11 protein-coding genes are annotated in these 13,655 nt (G+C 65.7%); all 11 read right to left on the minus strand.

The features are described from left to right. Positions 1–28 precede the first annotated feature (28 nt). Positions 29–2,611 carry a hypothetical protein gene (locus VGN72_18875; GenBank protein HEV7301434.1) on the minus strand — a complete coding sequence of 861 codons (2,583 nt, stop codon included), beginning with the start codon at positions 2,609–2,611 and terminating at the stop codon, positions 29–31. Beyond that, the gene (locus tag VGN72_18880; protein HEV7301435.1) at positions 2,611–4,770 is read right to left on the minus strand and encodes a BatA domain-containing protein; all 2,160 of its coding nucleotides are present in this window, start codon (positions 4,768–4,770) and stop codon (positions 2,611–2,613) included. Before VGN72_18880 ends, VGN72_18875 begins: the two co-directional genes overlap by 1 nt. Positions 4,771–5,108: 338 nt before the next feature. After that, positions 5,109–6,023, minus strand: a complete 915-nt coding sequence (locus VGN72_18885; GenBank protein HEV7301436.1) for a DUF58 domain-containing protein — start codon at positions 6,021–6,023, stop codon at positions 5,109–5,111. A 31-nt stretch (positions 6,024–6,054) separates the two neighbouring features. Next, the gene (locus VGN72_18890; GenBank protein HEV7301437.1) at positions 6,055–7,698 is read right to left on the minus strand and encodes an RDD family protein; all 1,644 of its coding nucleotides are present in this window, start codon (positions 7,696–7,698) and stop codon (positions 6,055–6,057) included. Then, positions 7,679–8,572, minus strand: coding sequence for a hypothetical protein (locus tag VGN72_18895; protein ID HEV7301438.1), 894 nt, complete (start codon positions 8,570–8,572; stop codon positions 7,679–7,681). The genes VGN72_18890 and VGN72_18895 overlap by 20 nt, the downstream gene beginning before the upstream one ends. Position 8,573: 1 nt before the next feature. Beyond that, a complete protein-coding gene (locus VGN72_18900; protein ID HEV7301439.1) occupies positions 8,574–9,086 on the minus strand; it encodes a hypothetical protein in 513 nt (170 codons plus the stop codon). Between the two features lie 69 nt (positions 9,087–9,155). Then, entirely contained in the window at positions 9,156–9,434 is a 279-nt protein-coding gene (locus VGN72_18905) for a hypothetical protein (GenBank protein ID HEV7301440.1), read from the minus strand. A 152-nt stretch (positions 9,435–9,586) separates the two neighbouring features. Next, a complete protein-coding gene (locus VGN72_18910) occupies positions 9,587–10,210 on the minus strand; it encodes a cyclodeaminase/cyclohydrolase family protein (protein HEV7301441.1) in 624 nt (207 codons plus the stop codon). A 146-nt stretch (positions 10,211–10,356) separates the two neighbouring features. After that, positions 10,357–10,866 (minus strand): response regulator, encoded by a 510-nt coding sequence (locus VGN72_18915; protein HEV7301442.1) that lies wholly within the window; start codon positions 10,864–10,866, stop codon positions 10,357–10,359. Positions 10,867–11,163: 297 nt separating this feature from the next. Beyond that, the gene (locus tag VGN72_18920; GenBank protein HEV7301443.1) at positions 11,164–12,006 is read right to left on the minus strand and encodes a sugar phosphate isomerase/epimerase family protein; all 843 of its coding nucleotides are present in this window, start codon (positions 12,004–12,006) and stop codon (positions 11,164–11,166) included. 166 nt (positions 12,007–12,172) lie between these two features. Next, positions 12,173–13,558 carry a phosphomannomutase/phosphoglucomutase gene (locus tag VGN72_18925; GenBank protein HEV7301444.1) on the minus strand — a complete coding sequence of 462 codons (1,386 nt, stop codon included), beginning with the start codon at positions 13,556–13,558 and terminating at the stop codon, positions 12,173–12,175. Positions 13,559–13,655: the final 97 nt, after the last annotated feature.

Genomic DNA, 13,655 nt, shown 5'->3' on the forward strand with positions numbered 1-13,655 from the left:
ACTTCGTGTTGATGACGCCAACGGCGGGTCACGCCAATCCAAGCCGTTTGCGGAGCGCCCACTCGGTGCCAAGGCAAGCCAGCACGAACAGGAACAACTGCGGGCTGTCCCACAGCGACCACCGAGCCAGACCGTACCGCGCGTCGCCCGCCGCCAGCAGACGCTGCGGTAGATCTTCGAATGACTCCACGGTTGCATATGCACCGCCGGTCGAGTCGGCCAACTGCTTCAAGAACTCCGGGTCGGACGCAACGTTCAGCATCTCGCGATTGGCGTCCACCTCAACAAACAGCGGCACGTGTGGCGAATCGGGCCGGTCGATCGATAGATCGTATCGCCCGCTGGCCAAGTTGGTGAGCCGCGCTTCAAAACGGTCATCGCCAGCGTCGGTCGCGGCCATGACAACGTCGGGCAGTGCTTCTCCATCGCGCGATACTTTCAGGACCATCGACTCCGTGGGCGCGTCGGCATCATCCTGCGGCTGCACGCGTGCCCGCACAGTCGCGCTTCCCCCAGGCGACAACGTTACGGCGTCCACGTCGATCGCTGCGCCACCACCGCGCGCGGCATAGGGTTCACCCGCGGCATGGCGGATGAGTTGCAGTAAAAATCGGTCCTGGTCGCGCTCGCCGATTTGTCGCCGCCAACGCCACGTTTCGTTCAGACCGACAAACAGCACCCGGCCGCTGCCGAGGCGCATCTGCGTCATGACCGGCGATTGCGAGTCCGGCTCGATCAACAACGGCTCGGCGGTCGGCTTGAGCCCCGAGAGCGGCAGCACGCGGAAGAGCTTGGGCAGCTCTTGCCATCGGCGGGCCGATTCGTCGGCATCATCCGCCAGGCGCAGCGACACGATATCGCGCGCCAGCGGCGCCGGCGCGACGCGCAGCGTCGGCCGTTCGCCCGCCCAAACGCGCCATGCGTACCGCACGCCCGCGCGCAACGGCAGCAGGCTGGCCGCCTGCGGCTGCTGCGCGTAGCCGTCCAGCACGCGCTCATCGTTGGCCAAGATGATAACGCTGCCGCCGCGCGTCGAAACCATCTGATTCAGTGCATCCCACTGGGCGCCGTTTAGCGACTCCACACCGATATCGCACAGGATGATCGCGTCCTGCGCCAGTATCTCCGCTGGCGACAACGGCAGCTTCACCTCGCGCGCGACGACGATCGCCTCCTTCAGCTGCGCCCACGCGGCCCGCTGAAGCGCGTTGCGTAGGTACTGAAAATCCCACGTCGGCGAACCGGCGTAAGCAGCGATCCGCAGTTTCCCCGCGAGCGCGCGCATGCGGTGTGATGCGGTGTTGTTGGTGTCCGTGCGCTCGCCGGGTTGAGGCGGCAACGCGACGACAACATCCAGCACACCCGCGGGCTCGGCCTTGAAGGTGAAATCAACGGTCGCGTCACCGTCGGCCGCTGGCGAGACCTGCTTCGTCTGTTCGACGTTCCCAGCCTTCAGTCGCACGTCTATTGGCCCAGCGAACCGGCCGCTGGTGCGCACGCGTGCCTGCACCGTCACCGTCTCGCCAACGAATGGTCGCAGCGGCGCAGAGACGATCTCTACCGACGCATCCCGCGGTGGCACGGCCGGCGCGACGTTAACCGGGAAGACCGGCGCAGCCGTGGCCGCGTTGGGCTCCGCATCGGTCGCCACCTGTCGACCATCGGTCCAAAGCACCACGCCCCGCACCCGGCCGGGCCCGAAGCGCGCGATGGCGGCCGACACCGCATCACGGCTGTCGCTGCGCGCGGCTGCGGGCTCGACGGACGTGATGGACGCCAGCGTGACGGGCGCAGCCCCATCGTCGGTGGCGGCGTAGACGAACAGCGGCACGTCGACCGGTAGCGCCGCGGCCACGCGGGCCGCGCCTTCGGCCGCCAACTGATAGCGCGAGCGCTGCCCGACCAGATCTGCGGCTGCGCGAACGGTGGGATAGGTGCGGTACCGTTGCCCATCACTCCGAGCCGCAGCGTTGGCCATCGCGTCGGCAACGCGATCAGCGCGGGCGCGCAGCGTAGCGTCGGACGCGTCGCCGTCGCCCATCGCCCGGATGGCGCGCAACACGTCTTCATCCAAGGCCGGCACGTCCGTAGCGACGAGTTGTCGCCGGGCCTCGTCCACGGCAGCGCGCGCGTCGGCTGTCAGGCGGTCGAGCGATTCCGCATCGCTGCCCGAGGGGTCGGCCAGCCGGGCCTCCGCCCGCGTGCGCTGCAGCGCATCCAGCGCGGCCGTCAGTGCATCAATTTGTTCCCGGACCCGCACGTGAACGGGGTCGGCCCGCTCGGCGGGCAGGCGGCCGACGGCGCGGGCGATGGCCACGCGGTCGGCCGGTGTGCGTTCGTCGACGATGCTCATGCTTTGCGACGCGTCGATCACCATCAGCACCGCGCCTCGGTCCACCTGCGGGTTCGGCGCCGCGAGGTTCGGCTTCAGCACCGATAGCATGAGCAACACGATCGCCGTGATGCGTAGCAGCGGCAGCGCAGCGCGGGCCGCCCAGTGCGACATGCGCGCCTGCGGTCGGTACGCCCAAACAACGAACGCGATCGCTACGATCAGAAGCACCAGTGTGGCCGGCAGCGCGCTCAGGTTGTCCCAACTGAAGCGTGCCATCAGCCGCGCCCTCCTGCCGACCAGCGGCGTGCAAGCAGCATCTCGCTCATCAGCAGCACGCCACACAGCGCCAGTAACGAGCCCCACAGCTCGCGCCCCCGGCGGTCGCGCGAGAGCGACCATGGCACGGGCTGCTGACTTAGGTCAATGCGCTGCGCGCCCATCGCTCCGGATATCTCATCCCACCGCGCGATCGACAAGGGCGTGATGTCCGACTCATCTCGCGACGGTCGCATGACGAACGGCGTCGTCCGCTGGCCCGTTCTCGTGCGATAGCGCACCCGATACAAGCCATCGACAGAAGTGTCGTCGTACCGCACCTCGGTGCGCGCGCCGTTGCGGTAGACGGCTGGCGATACGGTGCGGCCGCTGGGGAGTTGTACGCGTACGTCACCATCAATGGGCTCATCGATCGTGAGGACGATTGGCTCGCCCGGCGCCACGTTGCGCTCGCGGTCGCCCGATGCAAGGTGGCGCACCATCGACTGCACGAACGGCAGGTAAAAGCTGGACAGCGGCAACGCCGACCAGTCCGCATCCAAGCCCGTCGTCATCAAGGCCACACGCCCACGACCCCAGGCCGACTCGACCAGGAACGGGCGGCCCGAAGCATAGGTCACCGCCACCGTGGCATCGGGCTGGCGCGGCGTGACCGGGAAGTATCGCCCAATGACCACGTTCGGAATAGGGTCAGGCCGGCCGCGCAGGAAGGAAAGCGCCGGGTGCAAGAAGTCGACGCCGAGGATCGCTGTCGCCTCTGCCCCACCGGCGGACGTGGGTGGTTGCAGTTCGGCGGGCAGAATGCCGGCGCCGTCGCGCCAGAGCTGCGCGTTGTACTGCTGCGCGTCCACCAGCGTGCCGGGCGCGATCAGGAGGCCGCCACCTTCGTACACGAACTGCTCGATCGCCTTTACGCTGGCCGGGCTCAACTGTCCCACGTTGGCCAGCACCAGGACCTGCTGTGCGTCCAACATGGCGGGCTCAAACTGCTCGGCCGGCACCACCGTGACGGCGGCGGGGTCGACGCCCTTCTTGCCGGCGGCGGTGTAAGGCGCGACGGCAATGCGGAAGAACGTGGACTCCGACGCCGCCGCGTCGCCGCGCTCGTCACCGCTTAGTAATAGCACGCGTACCGGTGGCGTCACGCTGACGACGGCACGCAGCGCGTCGTCGGTTTGCAGGCCGGGCGCGGCGATGCGCGCCTCGATCAGGTGCGAGCCGGGCGTGGCAAAGCTGGTCGTGAAGCGGGCCGTCGCGGTCTCGCGCGCGGCGACGGCGAGCGTCTGCTGCGCGATCTCGCGCGCGCCGCGGTGCAGCGTGACCGGCACCGATGGCTGCGCCGTCGGGCCGTAGTTGCGCACGCGCACCTCGACGGTGGCCCGTTCGTCGACGATCGCTGGCGTCTGGACGAACTGCACCGATTCCACCGCGACGTTCTCGGCCAGTTCGCCCCCAACGGGAAAGATCGACAGTCGCGCGCCGGCCGATGCATCAATAGCCGCGTCTCGTCGCCACGCGCGGGCAAAGTCGAGCGTGACGTTACGCCAGTTGGTCGCCTGCCGATCGCAGACGATGAAGATTCGGCCATCTTGCTGCGGCGCGGCGCGTTGTAATAACCGATCGGCGCGGTTCAGTTCCTGCGCGAAATCGACGGCCCGCCCCGCCGGTCGGGCGGCTGCGATGCGGGCGGCGGTCGTGCGCAGATCGGTGGTGGGCGAGAGTTCGGCATCGTCCTGTGCCTGACCGGCGAGCAGCAGCGCCACACGGTCCCCCTGCCGTAACGTCGCCAGCAGCTTCAGGGCTGCCTCGCGAGCGGCTTCCATGCGCGATTGGTTACCCTCGACGATCGCCATGCTTGGCGAGCAGTCGAGCATCAGCACGACCGTCGCAGGCCCGCCGGGCGCAAGGGCCGCCCACGATTCACTGGTGATCGGGCGGGCCATCGCCAGCGCCAGCAGCGCGACGATCAGCATCCGCATCGCCAGCAGCGCGTACTGCTTCAGCTGGCTTGACTGCCGATCGCGCGGGTCGGCCCCGTGCAGGAACATCATCGCGCCCCAGTCCACGCTGCGGTACCGCGCGCGGCTTAGCAGGTGTAGCACCAACGGCAACAACGCGCCGCCGAGGCCTGCGAGCATGAGGGGGTTGAGGAAGGTCATGGGAACGAGCGTTCTACGGTCAGCCTCTCGTTTACCAGGGTTCAGGCAAGGGGGGTCTCATGAGGATTTGCTCTCAAAGCACAACAGGCCGACACCTCGCGTGCTATGTCATCCCGAGCGGAGCCTGAGGCGACGGGAGGGATCTCAATTGGCCGCGCAGTTCTCGCCCAGTGGAGCTGCCTCAGGTCGGCAAGCCTCCCAGCGGGATGACGCGGGTTCTGATAACGCCCTTCATTAGCTACTCCGGCGTTTGCCGCCGTTCGAAATCACCCTCACTTAACCCTCTCCCGGCGTACCGGAAGAGGGACCGGAATTGGCTACCCAAGCATCCTTTGAACCTATCGCCTCGCCGTACCACCGCCACTGCCGCCTCCGCGCATGTGCAGGAACTGCGTGAGCGAATCGATTAGCGGACGGTCGGTCATCAGCGTGTGGAACTCACTTCCGAGCGCGCGGGCGCCGTCGGTCAGGTCCTGGCGGTGCTGGCGGAAACGGTGCAGGTACGCCTCGCGCACGAGCGCCGGCTCGCAGACCGTCGCGGCCTCGCCTTCCAGTCCGCGGAAGCGCGACCAGGTGCGGAACGGAAACTCGACCTCGTCGGCGTCCAGCGTGCGCAGCAGGATCGTCTCGTGGCGGTCGTGGCGCAGGCGTGCCAAGCACTCGCGCACCTGTTCGACCGGGTAGAACAGGTCCGAGACGATGATCACCAGCGCCCGCCGATCGAGCCGGTTGGCCACATCGTGCACCGCGGCCTGAAGCGACGACTGACCGGCGGCGGTGGAACGTTCGAGCACGTCGATAATGCGCGACAGCTGCGCCTGCCCCGCGTGCGGGCCGATCCAGCTGGCGACCCGCGACTTGAAGACGGCCAGGCCGACGCTCTCCGTCTGCCCCAGCATCAGGTACGCCAGCGACGCGGCGAGCGTCGAAGCGTAATCGAACTTCGACCCTGCTGCCGATCGGTAGGCCATCGATCCGCTCGCGTCGATCATCAGCACGCAGCGGAGATTGGTCTCCTCGTCGTACTCCTTGATGTACGGCCGATCGGTACGGCCCAGCACGCGCCAGTCGAGCCGGCGCGGTTCGTCGCCGGGCGTGTAGAAGCGATGCTGGCGAAACTCGACGCTGGCGCCCTTCACCGGGCTCTTGTGCTGCCCGACGGTGCTGCCCTCCACGACGCGCCTCGCCGACAGCTGCAGGTGGTTCAGCCGTTCGATCAGGTTCGGTTCCAGCAGTCGCGAAACGTAACTCATCGGCAGCCTATTCTATGCGCGCCGGTGCGGGTCAGGCGTTGTCTTCGTCTGGCTCGTCGGCCATCGTGGGCGTGCGCAGGTCGATGACGACGGTGCCGGCCGCGGCGTCGCCGGCGCGCTGGCCGAGCGGGGAGAAGACGACCAGCAGGATCGGTAGTAGGAACGGTGCCAGCAGCGCGATGTCGACGATGCGCAGAACGTTGCGAACCAGGATCGCCGACACCGTCGGTCGCACGCCCTGCAGATCGACCACGGCCAGCCCAAAGATCGCCTTGCCGAGCGTGCGCCGGAAGATCAGTTCGGAGATAGTCGTGTGCAACAGGTAGACCGCGATGCCGATCAACCCTTGCGCCGTCGCGGCGAGCGTGGGGGAGACGATTTCGTCGGGCTGACGGCGCAGGTAGTACACGACGCCACCGATGATCAACGGTAACGCGTCGACCGTGGCCGCCGACATGCGAATCCAGAACTTGGCGGCGCGTGGGCGGTCGCGGCGGGCCATCGTCTCGCGCACCACGTCGCGCTGCCGGTACGACGCCATGATCGTCACCGCCAGCATTACCACCACGCCGATGTTCACAATGCTGAACCACGCCGGCTCTTCATCGGGTGGCGCCAGCAGACGCACCGGTTGCGGTTCACCGACCGGCTGGCCGTCCCAGGTCAACCGTTGCTCGGTCACCTTACCGTCGGCGGCGACGTTGATGGTCCGCAGTGTGCCCAAGGCCGACGCGACGGTCGAACTTTGGCTTGCGGGCACGGCCGTCGTGGTAGCGAGCGTATTGGTGAAGTTGTCAACCGGGACGATCCGGCTGGCGCTGCCATCGCCGGTCCAGATCCAGGCGCGGTGCTCGCCCTGCACACCGCCGAAAAACGCAAGCGGGCCGCCATCGATAGGCGTGGTGGACGTTACCTGCCCATTGGCGGGGTTGATCGTGAACAGCGTCGAGTTGCCCGGCGAGCTCGTGACGGAAACGATCACGCGGTCAGCCAGCGGGAGGATCTCGGCGCCGTTGATCAGGTCGAGCGGTGGCTGCGTGGGCAGTTGGACGATCGGCCTCCAGATGGCGCCGTCCAGCCGAAACAGCACGACGGCGGAACCGGTGGTGGCCGGTTGCGTCGCCGGGCCGGTGGCTGCCGCTGCGGGACCGGTGCTTGGGGCGGTAATCGTCGTCGTGGTTGTCGCGGCGCGGGGGCCGGTGGTGGGACGGGTCGCGGCGCGGGCGCTGTCGATGCCACCGGGCACGGTGCCGACGGCCCAGACGCTTTGCGCTTCGGCACCGATGGCCAGGATGCGGCCCCCCGCCGGCAACGGCGTGCCACCACCACTGCCACCGGGCCACACAGCGATCCAGTCACCGTCATCGGCCAGCAGGATCGCGCGGTCGGTCCAGCGCGACAGCGCGACCACGCGCTCGGGGATGCGCGCAACAACGGAGAAACGTTCCTGGCCGAACGTGCGCTTGTAGATCGTGCTCTCGATCGGCGTGGTGGCGCTGCCGGTCGGCTTGCCAACGGCCAGCCAGAACCCGTCGGCCGACCCGGTTGCCGCGACGCTGCCTGCAGCGGCAGCGGTGGTGGCAGCCGTCGTCGTCGGCAGGGTCTGGGCCAGTGCCGGTGATGCGAGGAGGACCAGGAACAGGAGGACGAGAAGATTACGGGCCGCACGCTTCATCGACTTGGATCACTTTCGCCACACCGGGCTTGTTCAGGGGCAACACGAACGCTGCGTCTTTCGGGAAACCGTTGCGCGACAACAACGGGTCGCGCAGGCGAAGGATCATACGGGAACCGGTGTCCGGAAACGACAACGTGTACACCGTAGCGACCTTAGCGCCGGTGTCGGCGTTGCGCTGGGTGGTCACGGGCTCGTGGTTGGCCAGATCCGCCCGCAGCAGCACGCGGCCGTGCTCGCCGTAGAGCATCACGCGCACCGGCAGCAGCGACTTGCGGTCGTACCAGACCTCGCGCTGGGCAGCCCACTGGGTTGGCTGGCGCACGTTCCAGGTGACCATATAGACGTCCTGGTCGTTGTTGAACCGCAGCACGGGGGCCGGCAGGTTGAGGAAGTTGCTGTCGATGCGCCCCACGCCCAGCACCTGCGCGATCAGGGTCGGGTCGAGCGGGACCTGCTGCGAGCAAGGCGATCCGACGAACCGCATGCGCCCCCACCACATCGTGTCGACCTCAGGGCGAACGGTGAGCCAGTAGGTGTCGCCGTTGGTGCCGAGGGTCATGATCTCGCCAAGGCCGACCTTCTTGCAGTTAAGCCGAAAATCGCCACCGGCGCGATATTGCAGTTCACCGTCGCCGTCGACGTAGGTCTCCTTCTGGCGTTCGTCGACGATCCAGGCTTGAAACGTGTGCCGCGACCAGAGGGTGGGGAGTTTCTCGTTGTTGGCGTTGACCTCATCGACCACGGCAGCCAAGGGCAGCGTGGGACCGGCGTAGTAGGTGGTCGGGCGGATGTCCGGCGGCGACGGACAGCCCGTAGTCAGGGTTAGAATTACGAGAAGCAGACTCGCTATGAACGACGTGCGGTACATCAATTCACCCCTCGTTCAATATTTCCGTGAGCTGTCGGCTGACGTCGGCGACCTGTTCTTCGCGCAAATGCGGGTTCAGCAGGTCCAGCGGTTCGTCGCGGCCGCGGAGCTTCATCGCCCAGATCTCCTTACCGTCGTCGTTGCGGCTGCCCTCGTAGCTCAGGATGCGCTTACGCATCAAAATCAGCCCGAGCACGAAGCGGAAGTTCAGTTTGGGCTCTTCGGTGGCCTCGCCTAGGCGTTCGAAAAGTTCGGTGAGGATCGCGTCGTCGACGAACAGTTTCTTCTTTTGTTCCGGCCGGGGCATGGTGGTCTGCCAGAAGGCCAGCAGATCGGTCTTGTCGATCGCATCCCAATGGTCTGGCAGGACGTCGACGCGCTGCAACCCCGTCGGCGTGTCGCGTAACGCAGCGAAGAAGCGCATGCCGGGCTCGATCGAGTTGCCGGAGACCGAGCACGTGCCGCCGGGGCGGGACATGTCGTACGTGCCGGGTTTGGGCGGGCTGGTGGTGGCCAAGTCGAACCTCCTGTTTGACGGCGAGACGGTGATTCTTAATCTCCGTGCTTCATCGAAGTTTAGGCGAGCTCAATCGACGACAAAACTGCGCGATTCCGATCCTCCGTCGGCCACGTCGAATCGTACCGATTTGGCGCACTTTGGACAGCGGGCGGCATAGTGCGTGCCGTCGGCGGAGCGGTAGACGCGGACGTAGGTTCGGCAGCAGTTGAACATGACGCTGAGGAACGGGCGGGACGCGGGGGTTCCGGCGCTTGCTGCGCCGGTGGAACCCGACGCCGCTGAAGCGGTGTCGCCGTGGGTTCCGATCGTGACGCGATAGTCGCGTGGGTCGCGTGGTGTTGCCATGATTGTCCGCTCCGGCCCCTCTCCCGGTATTCCGGGGGAGGCTGAGAGGGGGTGAGTTTGCCTTAATAGATTCGCCAGCCGTTCGAAGCACCCCCACCCTAACCCTCCCCCGGAGTACCGGGAGAGGGAACCAGACGAACTCACTTGAAGCTTTACCGGCTCTGTTCGTACCGCGCCCAAATGCGCGGCGACACGCTTTGCACCAGCGTCAGCGCCCGCGAGCGCAGCTGATTTACCGTCGCCTCGATCGAGCGCACGTCGGCAGGGTCGGTAATCTCCGGCAAATTCGCCCGCACGCTGTAAATCGCACAGCGGACGGTCGCCATCGCCAGATCGGCACAGACGGCCAGGTCGCTCAGCAGGTATGGGTTCACGTGGTCCACCTGCGCGTCGGCGATCTCCAGCACGCGCACCGCGGTCGCGCCGATCGCTTCCGGCACGCGCACACACGCCAGAATCGCCGCGTTCAGCGTCGCCTGCTTGTCGGGGCCGTCGGGCATCTTCTTGGCGTCGCGCAAGGCTTCGAACGCGGCCTGATCTTCGATGACCAGCTGCGCGAACAGGTTTCGCGCGTTCAGCAGTTCCCGCTGGGCGGCCGTCAGTTCGTCGGTGAAGGCCTCGTGGCCCTTGCGCCCCACGCTGTAGTTGATCACCATCTGCCCCATGGTGACTGCCAGCGCCCCCGCCAGCGCCGTAACGGCCCCACCACCCGGCGTGGGCGTGCGGGCAGCGGCGGCTTCGAGGAAATCGTGGATCGTGCTGGTAGTGTCTTTCATGGGCCCAACATGCGGTGCAATGCGATTCCGCGGCAACGGCGAACTGATTAAATGTGCCACCGGCGGCTTGCCCGCCCGTGTCTTTTCTTCGACGAAGACACCGGTGGACAAGCCGCCGGTGGCACACATTCACAGGCGGCGCTCCCCTACGTCTCGGGATTGTCCTGCTCGATCTCGTTCAGGTAGGTCAGGGCCCGTTCCAGTTCGCTCTTGAGGTGACGGACGCGCAACAGGCTCTTTACGCGCGTCAGCAATTCGAGCTTGTTGACGGGTTTGCTGACGAAGTCGTCGGTGCCGCACTCGCTGGCCTGTTCGATATCGCCCAGCTCGTTCAGGGCCGTCACCATCAGGATCTGGATGTCCTTTGTCTTCGGGTCGCTCTTGAGCTTGCGGCAGACCTGATAGCCGCTCATCCGCGGCATCATGATGTCCAGCAGAATCAGATCCGGATTGTGCTCGGCGACCTTCTCCAGCGCGTCGACCCCGTCTACCGCGATGGCAATGCGCACCGGCAGCGCTTCCAGGAACGCCTGCAGCAGTTCGACGTTCTGCGGGTTGTCGTCGACGATGAGCACGGTCGACTGCGGCAAGAACGACTCGCTGTTAATGTCCGCCTGGGCGGCTGCGGGATCGGTCGGCGGAAATGCGTCGGTCATGCGACAAGTTATATCCGACGGGCACCGCCCTTTCGAGTTTTTGAGGCCAGTCGACGACCGACGACCGGTTATCGGACGGTGACCTCCTCGCCATTCGGGCGAGGGCCGGACTTGGTTGCGGTGCCAGATAACCCGAGTGTCATCCCGAGGAAAGCGGCAGCGACCCGAGGGATCTAGAACATGGGAGAGTCACTCGGATGTGGGAGATCCCTCACGTCGCTACCGCTCCCGTTCGGGATGACGCGCACTTCCCTTCGGGCACGCCTCGGAAGGAGAGGGGACCGAAACGAGCCCGTCTCAATCCGCGAACAGTTTCGAAAGAAAACGACAACTCTCATCCGCGGCGGCCTGGGGGTTCTGCGTGTGCGTGTAGAGCTCGACGGTCGCGAAGCGATCGTATTGAATAGCCCGCAGCGACTGTTTCAGTTCATCCCACGGGAAAGTGCCCTGACCCGGGATCATGTGGTAATGCTTGCGGCCCGGCAGATCCTCGACGTGCAAATTCCAGATCCGCCCCTGCATCAGCGACACGACGTCCGCGATTGGCTCGCCAATGACGACGCTATGACCAATGTCCAAATTCGCCCCCAACCGCTGGCTGCCTAGCCGGTCACACCAGTCGCGCAGTTCGGCGATGTACTCGACGTATAGGCCGGGCTCGCACTCAATACCGACATCGATCCCCATCGACTCAGCAGAGTCCAAAATAGGTTTAATCGATTCCACGAACTGAGGGGCCGCCCGGTCGGGTGGCATGCCCCCGAGCAGCCGGCCGCTCGTAATGCTGATGTTGCGCGCCCCGATGGCCGCGGCGAAGTCGAGCGTCTTCAAAATCATCCGCTGGCGGTCGGCCCGCATCGTCGCGTCCGGGCTGATCAAACTCGGCTCAAAGTACGGTTCCGCCGGCGCGTGCCGCCAGTAACCGAACGAGCAGTTGGCGTTGACGTTGGAGACCGTCAGTTCCAGCCGTTCCAGTTCATCCAGCACGCGCGCTGTGAAGGCGGTGTCGATCGCGTCCGGATATGCGTGCGGCACGTCCGCGAGAATCTCGACGCCCTCGAACCCGGCGCGCTTAATGCCCGCCAGCGCGTCGAACAGCGTGTGCTTCGTGTAGGCGTTAGTGGAGAAGGCGAGCTTCATGTGTGGTACGGGCGGCTTCTGGCACCTCTCCCCTTACTCATGGGAGAGGCTGGGTGAGGGTGATTTCGTTCCAAATGAGAGGCGCCAGCAGTTCGAAATCACCCTCACCTAGCCTCTCCCGGAGTACCGGGAGAGGGACCGGAGGAGCTCGTCTGCTAGCGATCAGCTAATGTCCCTCCGCCGGCTCGCCCAGCAGCTTCTTCAGTTCCTTGAACTTGTCATCCAGCATCGCCTTGCTCGGCGCTTCCAAATTCAGGCGCAACAGCGGTTCGGTGTTGCTCTTGCGGACGTTGAACCACCAGTCGCCCATGTCAACGGTGATGCCGTCAAGGTAGTCGCTCTTGCCGGTCTTATACGCCTCGGCGATCTCGCGGATCTTGGCGTCCTTGTCGTCGACGAGAAAGTTGACCTCGCCGGTCTGGAAGTACTTGCTGAACGGCTTGAGCTGCGCGCTGGCCGGGGCGGCCTGCTTCGACAGCACCGACAGCACCTTGGCGAACGCAATCGCCCCGCTGTCGGCGTAAAAGTTGCCCTGGAAGTAGAAGTGCCCGCTCAGTTCCCCGCCGAACACCGCCTTCGTCTCGGCCATCGTTTTCTTGATGAACGCGTGACCAACGCGGTCGCGCTTCGGCACGCCACCTGCCGCCTTGATTTCGTCGGGCACCACATGGCTGCTGCGCAGATCGTAGACGATCGTCGCGCCGGGCTGCTCGATCAGGAAATCCTTGGCCATGACCGCCGTCAGGATGTCGCAACCGATCGTCTGGCCTAGTTCGTCGACGAAGAAGCACCGGTCGGCGTCACCGTCGAAGCAACCGCCGAGGTCGGCGCCCGTCTCGCGCACCTTGGCCTTGAGCATGTCCAAGTTCGAATCGACCAGCGGATTGGGGTCGTGCACGAAGCTGCCGGTGATCTCGAAGAGTAGCGGGATGATCTCGAGGTTCGGCACGTCGTTGAAGACCAGCGGCACCATCTTACCCGCCATGCCGTTGCTGGCGTCGACCACGACGCGCAGCTTGCGCTTCAGGTCCATGAACTGCAGCACGTGTTTGCGGTACGCCGGCCAGAGGTCCTGCTCGACGATCTGCCCCTTCAGCCCCGTATTGCCCACGCGCAGCGTGCTGGCGATGCGCTTGATGTCCCCCAGCCCACTGGCCGCGCCGATCGGCTTGGCCTTGGGCCCGCTGATCTTGAACCCATTGTACTGAATGGGGTTGTGCGACGCCGTCGTCATTATGCCGCCGACGGTGTCCAGTTCGTTGATCGCAAAGTAGATGAACGACGTGTCGACCATGCCGACGTCGACCACATTCATCCCGACCGACCGAATGCCGTCCATGAGGGCATTGGCCAGGTCGGGTGAATGGGGGCGCATGTCGCGCCCGACGACCATCGTGTCCTCGCGGGCCACCTTCTTGTCGGCCGGCAGGGCTGCCCGGCTGCGCTTCAGGTACTGGGCCGCAGCGTGACCCACCTTCCACGCCATTTCCTCGTTTAGCGGGCTCGGATAGACCGCGCGGACGTCGTACGCCTTAAAGATCTTATCGATCATGTGTTCCTTCCCGGGCCTGCCCGAGGCGGAAGTGTACTTAGCAGCGTCAACAGCGGCAATCGAAGAGGACATGCGCATGCTATCGGGTAGCGACCAC

This window comes from Tepidisphaeraceae bacterium, assembly GCA_035998445.1.
Taxonomy (GTDB): domain Bacteria; phylum Planctomycetota; class Phycisphaerae; order Tepidisphaerales; family Tepidisphaeraceae; genus DASYHQ01.